We start from the raw sequence: 16151 nt of genomic DNA on the forward strand, positions 1-16151 counted from the left end.
ACGGCTTAAGTTCCCTACACCCCGACTTGGCGTATGACCGCCCCGGCATCACGTATCGACCGGAGGTGTTCGAGCCGATGAGCGTCAGCCACCGGGTCGGCTCCGATCACCAGCTCGCACGCCTCCTCCAGATCGGCATCGTGCTGGAGGAGGTGGTCGAGGCGCGGGCCCACCACCACTACCAGTCGCTCGCCCCCGACGACCTCGACCCGGAGATCGAGGCACTCCTGGCCGACGCCGCCGAGGAGTCGGCCGACCACCGCGATCGATTGGAGAAACTGATCGCGGACCTCGACGCAGAGTCGATCCCGTTCGAGGACATCGAGGCGCTCGTCGAGGCGCAGTACGCCCAGACGAAACCCGAGGACTTCGACGGCGTCCTCTACGACCAGCTCTGTAACGAGGAGACGGCGTACAAGTTCTACGACGACCTCGTCGCCGCCATCGAGGAGAGCGACGCGCAGTTCTCGGTGGATCGAGCGCGACTGCTCGACGTCTTGCGCTCCATCCGCGAGGAGGAGGCAGCGGGCGTCGAGGAAGTGACGAACGTCATGGAGACACGGGAATGAACACGGCAGACCAGTACCTCAAGGCGATTTACCTGATTCAGGAGATGGAAGACGGCCCGGCCTCGACCGGGGCGCTCGCGGACATGCTCGACGTGAGTCCGGCGAGCGCCAACGAAATGATCGGCAAACTCGAAGCCCGCGAGCTCGCGGACCACGAGAAGTACAAGGGCGTCCGGCTCACCGAGGAGGGGATCGTCCGCGCCCGCGACGCGCTCCAGACGTACTGCATCATCGAGCGTTTCCTCGCCAACGTCCTCGACGTGGAGGACTTCCGGGGCGAGGCACGCGAACTCGAGGCGGTCATCGACGACACGGTGGCCGATCGGTTGGATACGATCATCGACCGGAACCCGAACTGTCCGGACTGCTTCGACGCGGAGACCGACGCCTGCGCCGAACTGGACGTGGAGTGCGAGAAGCCGGCTGATTGACGAATTCTCTCGCTATTTCAGTCCTATTCTTCAAATAGGAGTAGGCGGCAACGGACTGTATGGACTGTCCGTCGTGCGACAAAACGCTCGCGTCAGAGCGAGGAATGCGTCAACATCACGCTATGGCGCACGACACACCGCTTCCGAATCGGACCTGTGTAGATTGTGGTTCCGAGTTCCACGATCCGAAGTCACGACGAAAATACTGCAGTTCGTGTGATCCGAATGTGGGTCGAAACAACGGTAATTGGAGTGATGCGAAAGAGACTGCTGTCTGTCGAACCTGCGGTACTTCTTTCGAGTACTATCCCTCGGAAAAGGATGGTGTGTACTGTAAAAAATGTATACTGGCTGCTGATGGCTTGTTACCAGACAATCCTGCCGAACGAAACCGAATAGAAACGCAGTGTACGTACTGTGGAACTGTTATGAGTGTTGTCCCATCCCGGATAGATAACTCGAATCAGGGTGTTTTCTGCACACGAACATGCCACGGTGCATGGCTTTCGAAACACGTTGTCGGACCAAACCATCATCAGTGGGAAGGAGGAACGATTGACTACGGTGGTTCGTGGTGGCGAGTACGTAGACGCGCGCTAACCCGTGACAACTATCGGTGTCAACAGTGCGGTCGTCCCCGTGAAGAACTTGGACGTAATCCTGACGTTCATCACATCGAGAGGGTTCGTGATTTCGAAGACCCTCGCGAAGCTCACACGCTTTCGAATGTCATATCCCTCTGTCGCTCGTGTCACCAGCACGTAGAGGCCGGCAATATCCCCTCGCCTTCTCGGAACTCAGAAGGATAATTTATTATGCGTCGGCTAGCTACCTGACGCTGCGGGAGACGGTTGCTGGGGCCTTACTAACAGTCCCGTGGTGTAGCGGCCAATCATCTGGGCCTTTGGACGTGTTCGGGAATACCCGGCGCGGAAGACAGCCCAGGACGGCGGTTCGAATCCGCCCGGGACTACTAATAAATCTCGTATAGCTCGGGCTGAGAAGCGTCCCCTAACGATGCTTGAGATTCTCGCGGTACGTGCGCTCACTTCATGCTATGGAGAGAATCGGTCTTCGTGTTTAGTTTGGAGCATTGTGCCAGCGAGCGAAACTCTGCAACCAGTTTTCAGCTGTTGTTGGTTCGACGTGACTAAAACCGTTTGAAAACGAAGAGGTTCGTCGTTTTACTTCTCTAAAGATACGTTCGATGGCATTCCGATTTCCGTGGCGTTCTGTCTGAAATCGGAGCCCTGCTCGGTCGAGTGCAGTTTGGAGATGTTTGGCGCCATCGACGAGAAATAGGGCGGATTCGACATCGTGTTTCTCCCGCAGTTCGTTGAGAAAAGAGTTCAGTAAGAGCGGTTGTAGTGATCGAAAACAGCCGTAAATGGAGTAATTCGTTCGTCTGTGGATCCGCGGCGGCGGCGTACAGCCAGAACTGCTGATCGTTGATTCGAATCACCGTTTCGTCAACCGCAACCTGATTCGAAGCCCTTCCGCTGACCGGCTGTAGATCGGCCTTCTGGACCCAATCGTGAACCGCTTTCCGAGAACGTTCGACACCCAAACTGTCAAGAGCAGAGATGGTATTCGAAAGTGATAGTCCAGCCAGATGCATCTGAATACCGAGCTTCATCGCCGGCTCGGGTGTCCGCTCTCGCTCCACAAAATCCAAATCAATCCAGTCGTTATGCCCGCTGAGGCGTGTGATTTCTGCCATAGACCAGCAAGAAATTCACTCGCCTCACTCTTCATCGTTAACTAAACACAAAGCTTGTAGGAAGCCCCACCTTTTAGGCCGGGCGAGGCTGTCACTGGTGAACCGGTTCCGGTTACACGCCGCTAGCCGGTCGAATCAGACACCAACTTCTTTACCCTTACTCACACGTAACCACCCTATGGAACGTCGAAACGTGTTGACAGCGTGCGGGACGGTTCTCACAGGGATGCTCGCTGGCTGTAGCGGTGGCGGTGGCGGAGACGCGACGCCGACGGGAACGGAGGCGGCGGACCCGACGACGACGGAAACCGAGGCGCCGACCGCCACCGAGACGGAGACGCCGGAGCCGACGGCGACCGAAACAGAGGCACCGACCGCCACCGAGGCGGCGTCCAGTCTCGACGGGCCGACCCATGACGTCGGGGAGTCGTTCACCGTCGGCAGCGACAACGAGGCCATCGGCTACCGGATCGTCGACTTTTTCCGCGCCGACCGGGTCGGCAGCAGCGCGAACAACTCCACCGCTAACGGCACGTACTTGATCGTCGTTCTCGACCTGACCAACCCGCGGGACTCCGCACTCTCGTTCCCGAACAACAACTTCCTCGTCTGGAACGAGGAGCAGATCCTCTATCTCGACGATGGGGCGACGCCACAGATCGGCAACGACGACCGGATCGACATCGAACCGATTGGCACGGCGACCGTCCTCTCAGGCAACACCAAGACCGGCGCCGTCGTGTTCGACGTAGATCCCGACCGAAACTACTGGATTCGAGTCACCCCGACCGGCGACTCGGGCGAGACCCACTACGTACCCGTCGGCCTCGCCTCCGAGATCCAGGAACTTCAGAGTTCGCTGACGTAAACGACCACGGGTCGGGAGACCCGTGGCTTTTCTAATTTCCTCAGCCTACGCCGATAGCACTCCACGCGAAGCGATTTCGCGGGATGAGGATGGGTGGTTTACGGAACACCCCGACCCAGATAGGCTCACCTTCCGAACACTTGGTTGGGTTTTGCGACTCCGGTAATTAACCGACTCAACGTCGATTCCTGCGTGTTTCGCCCACGCTCCCCACGCCACGTTCACACTCGCATTCCGGGCAGCGTGATCTTGCTGAACCGCACACGAGTTATTCGTACACCGGAACCGTATTCAACCGCCGTAGATGGCATGAGCGGGGTTTCAACGCGATCTTTGAGCTGTCCGACCCGTACACCTGCGACTTGACCGACGTGCTGGAAACGCACTGGTAGGTTAGGGTGAATGAGAAGATGTGCCACTTCCGGACGTTCCGCGCGTTCATCGACTGGTTGGCGTGTACCGCCGAGGAGTACGGCATCGATGTCGAAGTCCGCCCGAAGCGTGGACGAATCAGACGTGCCCCGAGTGTGGCTACCGCGAGAAGATGAGTCGTCGCGGAGATACGCTGACGTGTCCGTGTGGTTCGAGGGACACGCCGACCTCACGGCGTCGGAGACGTTCCTTCGGGAACACAGTGATTGCAAAATCAGGTCGATGGCACAGCCTGTGCGATTTGAGTGGGACGAGTACCGATGATCAGTGTCTCCGCGCTCACCTCCAAAGAAGTGCGCACGAACCCGCCAGTTGCCTCCGTAGGTCGGTAGCTGAACCCCCTAACGGAGGCATCCTCGCGTTTTAGGGCGGGGAGAATGCCAATTCTGCTTGTTGACTTTAAACTAGCACACGGTAAGTTGGCTAGAACTCTGTGACCTACCCCGACCTCCCGCGCTCGGGCCTACTCGGCCCTCGCTTGTTGAGGTCGGGGCTTCCTGTTTCTGTGTCGGAACTTGCATCCGGCGTGGACACAGCGGTTCCAGACTCCGCAGGCGATTTCCCTTCACGGGCGGTTCGGAGTGTCCCACTCCTACCAATTCGACACTCGGCCACAATCGACGACGCACGCTTCTTGTCGCGTTTGAACACCGTCGGAGGCGTGATGAGTATCTTACAACCCCTTTCGACCGTGGGGGTGGTAAGCATGACGGAGAACGTGTTTGCGAACCGTGCGGGCGCTGTATCCCTCCCTATTTCGCTCCCTTCGGCCGCTCCGTGGAGGAAGGGGCTTAGTGCCCTCACCGCAGAAGCTAAACAGTAGCATCTGCTGTGGGTTTTCGGGCGAAATCAGACCAGAATTTCAGGCCTTTGGTATCAATACTTATTATTTTGGCCCTCAAGATATGATATGGCAGCAATCACTGCCAGACAGACCTTATAGTCTGTTATGTTTTGTCAGCCTGCCTTTAGGGGGGCAGGCTTTCGAGTACCCGCGCATCTGTCGTCCAACATTGCGGTGATCTGCGGCGCCTGGGCGTGACTCCCGCCTAAGGTCAACTACTTTTGACATCCTCTCGCGCCTGAAGACGCGGGAATCCCACGGCACCGCACCGCTGGATTGGGATATTAGGGTTTGCAGTCTACCACTTGTGCCTGCGGTTGGAATCCGCTGGACAAGTCGTGAAGGTAGACTGCTGGCTGTGCCAACCAGCCGGTACTCCTATCCTCGTCCAAACTGGTCGAAGACTCGGAGTTACTTTGATTCAAGTTGAGACGGACATTCTCCGCCCCATTCACGTCAGCGTTGAACGCCGAATCACACGACTCACAGACGTACAAGCCACGTTCAACGCGCTGGCTATCGTCTTCCCTACCGCACACGCAACACGTTTTGCTCGTGTCGCGTTCAGACACGTCTACGACTTCAATCCCTTCGATTTTCGCTTTGTACGTGAGTATCTTAGTGAAGCGGTCGAACGCCCACCCGTGCAGGTCGAGGTTGCCGTGGCGACCCCAGTTCTTCGAGTCGCCGTCCTCGTCTTCGCGGACACCAGCGAGTTTTCCGATGTTGATACGCCCAACACCGTTCTCGATACATCGCTCAACGATGTGTTTAGCGAGGCTGTGGAAGAAGTGGGTGCGCCGCTCCGACCACTTCGCGTGGAGACGAGTGGCTTCTTGGCCACCTGAATCGTCACACTTAGCCATTTCTTTCGGGAAGTAGTACCCATCTTGCTTCAGGCGGTTGCCGGGGTACAGGTCGGCTTCCTCGGTACTGTACGCGACAGCCGCGAAGTTGCAGATACCGAGGTCAACACCCGCCGTCTCATCACCGGGCGCGTCAGGAGTATCCACTTTGTGTTTGCATACAAGATGAAGTTCCCAGCGTCCTTTTGCCTTGTCGTAGACGGCCCTGACCTGTTGCAGGTTCTCAACGGTGACGCCGGGGCGCGTTTCGTACTCGACAAGGATGTATTCCCATGCTCGGGGGTGTTCCTTGTGATTCGCGCCTTTCGACAGTCGGACGCGGTTGTTCTTGGTGTCGTGACGGATACCTTTCTGCTTCCACGCCACCGTGCTACGGGGGTGTTCTTCGTGGGCGCGACGGCCTTCTTGGTCGTAGTAGTTTTTCTTGCGGTAGCCGGGCGGGTTCGAACGAGAGTCGTTCTTGCGTTTGCCGTACCACGAGTTGAAGGCTTCAGCGAGTTCTTCCAGAACGCGCTGACTGGACTGAGAATGTAGTCCTTTGTATTTTGGATGAGTCTTCAACTCGCGTTTCAAGTCCGAATCGTCGGGAATCTCGCCCGTTTCATGCCACTCTTGTCGAGAGTGGTAGTTTGCAACGTTCCAGAGCTTCGATGCACTCCATCCGTGCCGGTCGAGCATCTCAGCCACTTGGCTATGGTTGAAGATTTTCGCTCGGTAGGTGCGGTGGATGTGCAACGCGGAACGCTTCCATAACTGGTTATGTGAATTTCTGTTGTAAAAGTTTGGATTCAGGCGCAGAATATCCTGCCGAGCGTTTGTACGGTGGACGGTGTAGGAGTAGTCGGATTCATCCCGCGCCTAAAGGCGCGGGTATTCTCCTTGCTCTTTATAATGTGGCGAAAACCATCAGCTTGCAGTACCTCCGTCGCAACCAAACTGGCGGCGACGGAGGTGCACCCTTGGGCGTGCGCTTGAACAGCGGGAGGTTGAACGCGAAGAGAAGCTATTCTCCTGCCTCAGATGAGACTAGAGCGGGAGTCCACGCTGAATCCTACCGCTTTAGGGGTGGGTAGCTCAACCATTCACATCACTAACCGAAATCGATGTAATCCTGCATAGCGTCCCATCATACAACTGTGGTATCTCGGTTTGTCTCGGAAAAAGAGTTAGCCAAGACGTATGATCCTGAACAAGGCTGGGAGACGGTCACGCAGTTTCGCGAGGCAAAGCAGCTCCGTACCGAAGAGCCGGATATAGCGCGTGCCGAAATCGCGCGGCGTGTAGGACGGAAGCCAAGTGCCGTTCGGGGGTGGTTAGTTGAAGGGAAGACCCCACAGGTCGTGAAAGGACTTCGAGTTGCTCGCGAGCGAGGATGGCTCAATATCGAATCAACCTCGGAACGCTTCCGAGCATTCAATCAGCTTGTCGCCTGGGTGTTTGCTGGCGGCGGCTTAGCGAACGAGGTGTTCGTTCCAGTATTTTCAGTTGATGATCATGTTAGCCTCGCCGCACTCCATCAACTCCTGCAGTGGGCAAACATTCCATATCAAGTTCGCAACCCGAAGGAATCACACCACGCGCTTGAGGTCAAGCCTTGTGAAGATGCGTCAGTGTGTGGTCGTGTTCTCGACGTACTTGGTGCTCCGCGAGGCGTCAAAGCACACCAAGAGTCTCTCTCCCTGCCATCCTATCTCAATGCAGTCAGCAAAGAGCATCAACGAGACTTTGCCCGGGTGTATGTGCTGAATCGAGCGAAGGATCTTGATTCATCAGGGACTGCAGGATCGTACGTTCATGGACTGTCCTCCGAACAGTTCGCTCACGAAATTCAAACACTTATTAATTCTACCACCTCCGGAAAAGGGACGGTTGGGGCGAAACAGCGAGTCTGGGTATCTTCTCAGTCAATGCGTGATCTCGCCGAAACCGAGCCATTCCAACCCGCTCTTGCTACGAAGATCGCATTTGGGTCACTGACACCGCCCACGGAGCGAGCGCTCGCATCAACGTACCGCCGGACACAAACACCCGGAGGCTACCGCTCCGTGCAACTATATACTACCGTGGTCGAGAGTGACCAGTCTCGAGCGGCGCTCGCCGATCAATATCCAGACCTTTCCGAAGCGATGGTTCAAAGCTGGCGCCGAGGGCAGAAACCATATGCCCAGAGAGCGATCACCACCGCTCACGACTTAGGCTGGATAATGCCAGCACCGGAAAGCGAGATTGCGTCAGGGCTAACCGCCCTACTCGCCTGGATCATGCGACGGGGTTCTGTTCGACCCGATACCCATTATCCGATTTTTCCAATTGAATCAGCGGCCGAACAGGTGGTGTTGGAAGATATCGGCGACGATCTCGGTATCCCGTTCCACGTCGTTCGCCGAGAGGACAACACCAAGCGCTCAACAGAAATGCGTCCCGCTGAACACGGCGCGCTCTTAGGCCGTATTCTTCGAACACTAGGTGCGCCGCTGGGGCGGCGAGAAGCGAATAGTTGTCTACCACCGGTTTATTTGTACCAGTACCCCTCACACGCGGACCAATTTATCACCACGTGGCAGCAGCTTTGGACGAGCAATAATGAAGAGTCTCAAATAACGGTTCCCACTCGGCTCGGTGATCGGTTCTCGGAGGCGTTCGAACAGCTCATGGCCAAACACCTGGGGAGTCAGTAGAACCTTGACTGAGCTGTCGAGAAAATCTAACCACCTCAACTTTCGACTGGATTCGGCGCCTAGTTTGACATCCTCCTCCGGCTAAAGCCGGAGGAATCTCAAGCGTTGAGATATTAGGGTTTGCAGTCTCCCTGCTCTCTGGTATTGAACGACCCGCTCTCGCGGTCGAACAGGAAGACTCCGGGCTGTGCCAAACAGCCGTTACTCATATCCCCCGTCGGGGGACTCTGAGTTATCTTTCTGCGAATATTCACCGCGCCGTTCACGTCTGCGTTCATCGTCGTTTCGCACGACGAACAGACGTATAGACCGCGCTCCACTCGGTTGCTATCCCGAATCTGTCCGCAACACGAACACGTCTTGCTCGTGTTCTCCTCGTCCACACGGTCAATGAGAATACCGTGTTCTTCGGCTTTGTATTCGAGGAGACGGGTAAAACGGTCGAACTCCCATCCGTGGAGTTTTTTGTTCCCCGACCCACCCCAGTTCCGCGAGTCACCGTTATCGTCTTCGCGGATGTCGCTAAGGTCGCCAACCGCAATCCTCCCCACACCTTCTTCGACACACCTCTCAACGAGGTGGTTCGAGAGGGTGTGGAGGAAGTGGTCTTTGCGTCGAGAGAGCTTTTTCCGGGCCTTCCGCGCACGCTTCGACGGCCCGTTCTCGCCTTCAGTCTGGTACTCCTCGCGGGTAAAGTAGTGTTTGTCCTCTTTCAGCACGTTCCCCGGATACAGCTCGCTCGTGCCATCTTCGTAGTCGATGGTGAGGTAGTTGCTGATACCGAGATCGATCCCCGCCATTTTGTCACCCGGTGCGTTTTCGACTGGAATTTCTTTCTTGCAGACGAGGTGTAGATCCCACTCGTCGCCGTTCCAGACGGCACGCACCTGCTGGATGTTCTCGACTTCTACGTCGGGACGGGTTTCGTACTCTGCAAGGATGAAGTCAGACCGACTCTCTTTCAGGTTGAACCCTTTCGAGAGGCGAAGTTGGCCATGTTTGTCGTCGTGCTTGATGGCTCGTTTCTTCCACGTGACGGTGGAGCGAGGGTGTCGGTCGCCACGTTTCCGGTAGCCCGGTGGGTTGTTGGCGTCGTCAGAGTTGTACCAGCCGGTGAACGCCTCAGCAAGTTCTTCGAGAACTCGCTGACTTGACTGAGAATGCAGGTCACTGTAGCGTTCGTGGTCTTTCAACTCCGATTTCAGTTCGGCTTCATCGGGTATCTCGCCATCTTCGTCCCACCGGCCTTGGATGTAGTAGCGTCCGACGTTCCACAGTTTAGATGCAGAGAACCCGCACTGGTCGAGGTCGTCACGAACCTGTTGGTGGTTCGTGATGCGTGCGACGTAGGTGCGGGTTGTCTCCAGCATCATACTGACTTCCTAACATGTTATGGGAGAATAATTATTAAAATCAACGGCCGAGTGTAGAATATCCGGCTGGAATGTCGTCGGTGGATTGCCGGTCAGAGTGTCGGATTCATCCCGCGCCTAAAAACGCGGGTATTCTCCTTGCCTTTTACTAATGATTCAGAATTGCACCAGAACTACACTTCTCCCACCAAATTATAAAAAGTTACAAATAGAGGGTGATAACTTGCGGGCCGTAATGGCCGGTTCCAACCTGGCGCTGTCGGCTGAATGTACACCAGTCCGCGAGTTACATCCCGAACTGGAGAAGACACCTCCGTCGGTCGCCATCGTGGAAGCCATCGCGAAGCTCGAAGACGTTGATCCTACATCACTTCCTCCAATATACGAGTCCGTGGATTCCACTGCACTAGACCAACTCATCGGAAAGGACAGGGCTGAAGCTGGGTCCACCCTTGTCGTCTGTTTCGACTATCAGGGGTGGAACGTCTTCGTTCGCGGTGACGGGTCTATCGTTATCGGTGACCCTGCCGGGGTGGGAGAATCGGCGCCTTTGTTCTGAACTTCATCTGGGACACCGGTTCGAATCTCGGGTCGGCTTTCGGAAACCTTGTGTCCCACCGGTAACGCTCTGCTAGCTACATCCTCTGTATCGGTCACGATGATTCTGACAGCGGAGAGGTAGTTCTTTCAGCAGTTGCTGAATATAGGGCGTGTAATGTGCCCAGAGATCGGCGTGTCGATGCCTATACCGTTGCCAGTAACAACTGGACGGCTTTCGGGAGCACGATACTGATCAGGAGTTGCGACCAGATGCTGAACGTCGCTGGGTACTCGCGTGTTGCACTTACAGTCTCGGTTCGTTGTTGTAACTCCTTGACAAAGGCTTGCTTTTTTTCGTCGACATTGTAGCGTTTGATGTCCCACGGGTTGTCGACAGTTTCTCGGAACATCTGATCAAGACGGTGTAACTCCTGGCGTTTCTCCTCACGCATAAACTGATGAAGGATGAACACGGCGAACGCTACTGTCACTACGGTCCCGAGCCAGATTACTGTGAACACGAGACTAGTGGTAGCTGTCGGGCCCCAACTCGCTGCTGAAACGATCGGCCCGTACACGACGAGTGCGAACGCGATCAGTCCAGCGACCATGTAGTAGTATGCGTGCTTGACGAGTTCACCAATCGGCCGGAGTCCACCAAGGCCCTCCGGATCGAGGAAATCGACCCCAATGTCCGACTTGTATAATCGCCACGGGGCGATGATTTCGATGGCAAGGTACACCGCCACGAACTGAACAGCAAGGACGGACCAAAGTGGGTTCAATATTCCCCAGCCCACGACCATCGTCAATCCGCCTTCTCGGTAAATAGCCGAAAACCCACCAAGGGCCCACACACGCGCCCCAATCTGGAGTAGTGCAGCGGCAAAGAGGATCCATGGTAACCAAGTTGGAACGATGTTGAGCAGTGGCTCGGGGTCATCCGCTCGTTCTTCGAGATTCATTTCCTGGGTGACTCTGTGATAGCGTCGACGGAGGGCCCGGGCGCCGAACACACCGCCGACGATGGCAAGCGGTTGGAGGACGAACAGCGGGTTTTCGATGTAGACAACAGGATCACCCGCGAGGTAGGCATAGATATTAATCGTCGGGACGATCGTCCCGACTAAGATGACTGCAAACAGGTACGAAGGCGGAAGGTTTCCCGGGAGGCGCCGTGAAAGCCAGCCAAACCCAATGCGGCGGGCCAAGCGATCAAGCCACAGATCGTCAGCAAACGGTTCGATAAGAGGCTGATTAGATGTGACCTTGACTTCCGTGCCGTCAAACACGCCACTGTGGAGCGACTCACTCGATTGGTCACTCATGCTCTGTGGATGGTCAAGTGGCCTGAAAATAGTGCGGGGGAGAATTACTTGAGACGCTCTGTTGAAATCCTCAGGCGCTGATAGTTTGTCGCATTCGTGCTGAATACAGGGCGCATATGCATCAAGCCACTGGATTCCCCTAGCGATATATGTCGCTGACAATTCTCGGTGAGTCCATGAAGGAACGCAGCCGCCGGATCGGTACCGTGACGTTTGAACAACGCGACGTCCAAGATCAGCTTCGTATCGAGGTCTATTGCAGCGTACAACGATGACTGCTCTCCATTTATTTTGACAGCCGTCTCGTCGACCGCCACCCGCCTCGGCTTCGCCTTCGGCGGGTCTGGCAGGCTGTCAGAGAGTCGATGCACCCACTGTCAGATCGCTTGAAACGAGCGATCTACGCCGAGAAGTCGAAGAATCGCTTCTGTTTCTCGGAGAGAAAGACCGGCCGCATGGAGCCGGACGGCGAACGCCCTGACGGGCGTCGCCGTCCGCTCCCGCTGCCAACATTCAAGCGTAGCGGTGTCCAAACTTTCCTTGAGCAGGTCTGAGAGTAGCATGAATCACTAGCTCTTCGACCTGTTCATTCCTTAACTAGACGGTGCCGAATGGCTGATTTGTAGCCCCTCTATAAGGATTTCTGAAACTTCGGATGAGTGACTGCTGGCATCCGCAGGGGCCGGCCGGAGCGGAGAATGATCGACTATGTTGCAAGCATAATTTAACGAAATCAGATAACTCGAATTGGCATCACTGGCGGTAGATAACTATGTAACACGACAAAAATATTAAGTTGTATCCGATAATTGTGCGAACTATCCCTTGGTAAGAGATCTAATACCACGGGACATAATAAGAACCCCCTTGCAAAAGTTATTCCATTTGAAATATGGGTGCTCAATAACAAAGAATGAATTTTGATAAGACAGGAAACGACAATTTCGTTTCACGGAGAACCGTACTTAATGCGCTAGCTGCCGGAAGTATCGGAGCCGGAACCCTCGGATTCTTGCCAGAAAGAAGCGCTGCAGTTCTGGGAGACACACTTGGCACGGTAGACCTACCGAACACAGGAAATAGCGGCGTCGGCATAACATTCACTGGAGATCACGTGATCGTGGTAGAGGGATTCCAATCAAACCAAATCGATATTTACGAACCGCCAGCTGAAGGAGATGGATCCGCAACCCCAATCGCTACGAAGAGTTTGCCCGAACAGATCAGTGGGATCGAATGGGATCACACTCGCGAAAAGCTCTGGGCCACGCTCGGAGAGGACGGTAAGTTTTGGCTCGTTGATCTGGGTTCTCCCTCCATCTCGGGGGGTGTTGCTAGCATGGATTTGCAGTTCACGCTCTCACCTGACAAACGTGGCTGGCCAGCTGACGGATTCGCATACGACGGAAATGACGACTCTCTTTGGTGGAGCTACGATAACAGCGGTGCAGTCTGGAAATTTGGAACAGACGGGAGCCAGGAGCAGCAAATAATACCTAAAGTTAACGATGCTGGCGATGAGTTTGAATACATCAGTGGCGTTGCGGTCGGGGCAAAAAAGAACGGTCGGCCGACGCTCTACCTCGGAGATAATGCGAGGGAAGGAGGAGGTGATGTAAATAAGGTAGTTCGTGTTTTCGCAGACAATGGAGAGAACGTTACAACCTTCACAGACGTAGATTATCGGGTCGAGGGTATAACGTGCGACCCCGCTACTTATGCGCCCTCCGAAGCGCTTCTGATCAAGGATGCATATGAAAACAAGTATCGGGCTTTCGAAGTTGAGTCTGGGACTTGTCCGGTTGGTGGAGGCGGGACTGACCCTGCCCCGCTAATGAGTGCGCTGGATTCGTTCGAACAAGCCTACAAAGACCTGCTGAGGGGAGAATTTGAGGGGCAAGGGCATCATGAAGCAAAGCTCTACGAGGAGTTCGGCGACACCTATGCTGACCGATTGACTGCGTACTGGGGGTTCAAAGCTGGCGAGCTATCTGAAGAGGAGGTACGAGACAGCACCCGTGAGTTAGGAAAATCGGCCTTGAATATGGCTCGAGAACAAGGAAATATTGAGTACAGTCAGAGCGATGCGAACATTCTCTATGAATTCTACGATGACATGTTTGCCGAAATGGCCAGTGCCCAGACATCCGAGGAACGCAAACGAATTGGGGCACAATACTATATGGGAACTCATCCGAACCAAGAGAATTACATCAGTTTTGATGAGGGGAAGCCACTGGGGGAGTTACTTGACGAGAACTGGAACCTTGCGACCCAAGTATACGACAAATTGACTGAGAATAGAACCCTCACGCAGGCAGAAATTCAACAGATTGCAACGGGAATCTCACAGAAAGCGTCACGGTTAGAAACTCGTGGAAATCAATTCATAGCCAGCAAAGAGAAAGCAGCCGAAGAGATCACAAATAATTTCGATCCCAATACCAAGGAAGTACAAGTACAACAGATTGACCCGAATGCCGTTGAGGAACAGGATGGCGAGTTAGAGCCGCAGATCGCAATCACTTCCACCATCCTCCTCGCGACAGCAGCTGCAGGCATAGTGTCGTACGCAGGCGGGTACCTGGCATCCAAGTGTAGCACCAGTGGCGCAATCGCTCAGGCCAAAGGAGTTGAGTTCGAATGGGTAGACTTATCGGTAAGTAGACATGATAATGCTGCTCTCTCTTCATTTATGACTGGCATCAATCTTGCCGGGTCAATATCGCAGCTGGGGGAAGGAGTAGAGACTCAGGAAACTGTTGACCCCAAGGCAGCTATTACCAGTTTCCTGTCTGCGCAATTTATAGCAGGGGCGAAGGCGGGTGCAGTTGATACCGGTCTCAGTAGTGCCGAACTCTTCATTCAGTCACAGTTCGCGCGTCAAGCGGACGCCGAGATCTCGAACTTGAATCTCCCTGATATCAACGAGACATCAGATATTGACCGGCTTGACACCTTCATAAACGGTATCAAGCAATTTATTGATAATCTCCCGGTCGTCGGAGATTGGCTCAACTTCAGTGCCCCGACGAACGGGGAAGCGAGCGGTTCAATCGAAATCACAAATGTTGGTGACGTTTCATTCAAACCAACATTTGAGATTGATTATCAACTCAGGAACAGTCGCGATAAATTTGGGTCCGCGTATAAAGCGTCTATCGAGGGACCAAGAGAATCCCTCCTGCCGGGTGATTCTCAGACCTATGATGTCACCTATCAAGTTCCAACTGACAAGGGATTCCTTTCCGGAGAGATGGCTGTCTCGCTGGGAATCTCTCCGTCTGGTAACATTCCCGATCCCGGTGATGCGATTCCGGTCAGTGTCTGTGCGCTAGATTATAAAGCGATTGACGTGGACCGACAGCGAGACTCTTTCAATGTCTCTGAATCCGTCAGTATAGAAGCGGTATCCGAAACGTCCGTAGAATCTGGAACAACCAAGCAGTACACGTACGCACCAGCCCCAGGAACCAATCGGACGACGCTTGATCTCTCGTTCGACAATTACACATCTCACCTACTCCTGTCCGACGAACAAGGAAACGAAGTTGGTTACAATTACCAAGCTGACACCGTTAAAAACGAAATCACCGGTGCCACATATTCAGGGCAAACCACCAGCGAGACTGGTAGTGAGTGGATTTCTTTCCCGACGAACAACACCGAGCAGTACACAGTGGAGGTACACGCACCCCAAATCGGAACAGGCATTGAGGAGTTCAGTGCGACATCCAACAGTTACAACGGGACAAGCGACTCGTCAGAGGAGAACCGTGAAGAGGAGACTGAGGAGGATCAGGCAGGAATTTCGGCAAAGGCTGCAACAGTCCAATCACAGTTCAAACTGGAGAAGATTGAGGTTCCAGAGCTCCCACCAGAGTTATCAGTCACACCATCGACGCTATCGACGGATGCGGGAATATCGCGCGGCGATTCAGTCAGTTTCCGGCTCTATCTTGAAGAGGTGAATGGCGATAATGCTGCCGAGGATGTCTCGCTGTCGGCAACCGATTTAACGCACACTGATGACGCTAGTGTTATTAGCTCGGATAATATTAGCTTCGATGACAATAATTTCCAACTTTCCGACTCGACACCCGTGGAGGTGACCATCTCAACTGGAGAAGACGCGAGCGTCGGAACCCATAGTGGTGAGATTGAGATAACGTCCTCAAACGCCGAGACCATTGTCGTCGGTGTGGAAATCAAGATCTCGGGTGCTCTCCCGACCGAACCGGGAGAACCCGATTTCAGAGACGTACTGCAGGTTATTAACGCCTATAATACGGGCGAGACGTACAATGGTGTCCAAGTGGAATTTGTTGATGTCTTGGAGGTAATCCGCGCGTACAACGCTAGCTGAATGACATTCAGATTGCTTTTATATCTCTAATTCTCTGAGCACGATCAATCAGTATGCAAACATACCAGATGAAATTTATACAGACGACGTGAAACGGAATTCGTGCGTCGGCATACTATCATTACCGTCCTCTGTT

At 54.5% G+C, this 16151-nt stretch carries 10 protein-coding genes, 1 tRNA gene and 4 pseudogenes; 10 read left to right on the plus strand and 5 right to left on the minus strand.

Annotated features, from left to right (window positions below; translation table 11 throughout):
* Positions 1-77 precede the first annotated feature (77 nt).
* The 4 genes from DU484_RS07015 (at position 78) to DU484_RS07030 (ending at position 1973) form a co-directional block, all read left to right on the plus strand.
* Complete coding sequence (locus DU484_RS07015; RefSeq protein WP_114606730.1) at positions 78-569, plus strand: ferritin family protein; 492 nt, start codon at positions 78-80, stop codon at positions 567-569.
* Positions 566-1000 carry a metal-dependent transcriptional regulator gene (locus DU484_RS07020; protein WP_114605492.1) on the plus strand — a complete coding sequence of 145 codons (435 nt, stop codon included), beginning with the start codon at positions 566-568 and terminating at the stop codon, positions 998-1000. Before DU484_RS07015 ends, DU484_RS07020 begins: the two co-directional genes overlap by 4 nt.
* Positions 1001-1428: 428 nt before the next feature.
* Positions 1429-1809, plus strand: a complete 381-nt coding sequence (locus DU484_RS20330) for an HNH endonuclease (RefSeq protein WP_262342883.1) — start codon at positions 1429-1431, stop codon at positions 1807-1809.
* A gap of 61 nt (positions 1810-1870) precedes the next feature.
* Positions 1871-1973 (plus strand) — tRNA-Gln (locus DU484_RS07030).
* 107 nt (positions 1974-2080) lie between these two features.
* On the opposite strand, the pseudogene DU484_RS07035 reads toward DU484_RS07030, so the two are convergent.
* Positions 2081-2720: pseudogene (locus DU484_RS07035) on the minus strand (IS6 family transposase).
* 178 nt (positions 2721-2898) lie between these two features.
* On the opposite strand from DU484_RS07035, the gene DU484_RS07040 reads away from it, so the two are divergent.
* Positions 2899-3588 (plus strand): DUF4352 domain-containing protein, encoded by a 690-nt coding sequence (locus DU484_RS07040; RefSeq protein ID WP_157969276.1) that lies wholly within the window; start codon positions 2899-2901, stop codon positions 3586-3588.
* A 350-nt stretch (positions 3589-3938) separates the two neighbouring features.
* Positions 3939-4352 (plus strand): annotated as a pseudogene (locus DU484_RS20335) (zinc ribbon domain-containing protein); the annotation flags it as partial.
* A gap of 796 nt (positions 4353-5148) precedes the next feature.
* On the opposite strand, the gene DU484_RS07055 reads toward DU484_RS20335, so the two are convergent.
* Positions 5149-6465 carry an RNA-guided endonuclease InsQ/TnpB family protein gene (locus DU484_RS07055; RefSeq protein ID WP_262342884.1) on the minus strand — a complete coding sequence of 439 codons (1317 nt, stop codon included), beginning with the start codon at positions 6463-6465 and terminating at the stop codon, positions 5149-5151.
* A gap of 152 nt (positions 6466-6617) precedes the next feature.
* Here DU484_RS07055 and DU484_RS20700 point away from each other — a divergent pair.
* Positions 6618-6803, plus strand: a pseudogene (locus tag DU484_RS20700) (RNA-guided endonuclease TnpB family protein); the annotation flags it as partial.
* A 63-nt stretch (positions 6804-6866) separates the two neighbouring features.
* Positions 6867-8408: a hypothetical protein gene (locus DU484_RS19470; protein WP_157969521.1), complete on the plus strand. Its 1542-nt coding sequence runs from the start codon at positions 6867-6869 to the stop codon at positions 8406-8408.
* Positions 8409-8521: 113 nt separating this feature from the next.
* On the opposite strand, the gene DU484_RS07070 is transcribed toward DU484_RS19470, so the two are convergent.
* Entirely contained in the window at positions 8522-9778 is a 1257-nt protein-coding gene (locus DU484_RS07070; RefSeq protein ID WP_114606731.1) for an RNA-guided endonuclease InsQ/TnpB family protein, read from the minus strand.
* 238 nt (positions 9779-10016) lie between these two features.
* On the opposite strand from DU484_RS07070, the gene DU484_RS07075 reads away from it, so the two are divergent.
* Positions 10017-10340, plus strand: a complete 324-nt coding sequence (locus DU484_RS07075; protein ID WP_114605496.1) for a HalOD1 output domain-containing protein — start codon at positions 10017-10019, stop codon at positions 10338-10340.
* 184 nt (positions 10341-10524) lie between these two features.
* Here the strand turns inward: DU484_RS07075 and DU484_RS07080 are convergent, their stop codons facing one another.
* Entirely contained in the window at positions 10525-11649 is a 1125-nt protein-coding gene (locus DU484_RS07080) for a hypothetical protein (protein WP_114605497.1), read from the minus strand.
* Positions 11650-11813: 164 nt separating this feature from the next.
* Positions 11814-12212, minus strand: a pseudogene (locus tag DU484_RS07085) (DDE-type integrase/transposase/recombinase); the annotation flags it as partial.
* 350 nt (positions 12213-12562) lie between these two features.
* Between DU484_RS07085 and DU484_RS07090 the strand changes: the two are divergent.
* Positions 12563-16015, plus strand: coding sequence for a hypothetical protein (locus DU484_RS07090; protein WP_157969522.1), 3453 nt, complete (start codon positions 12563-12565; stop codon positions 16013-16015).
* Positions 16016-16151: the final 136 nt, after the last annotated feature.

The sequence above is a fragment of the Haloplanus rubicundus genome, assembly GCF_003342675.1.
Lineage (GTDB): Archaea > Halobacteriota > Halobacteria > Halobacteriales > Haloferacaceae > Haloplanus > Haloplanus rubicundus.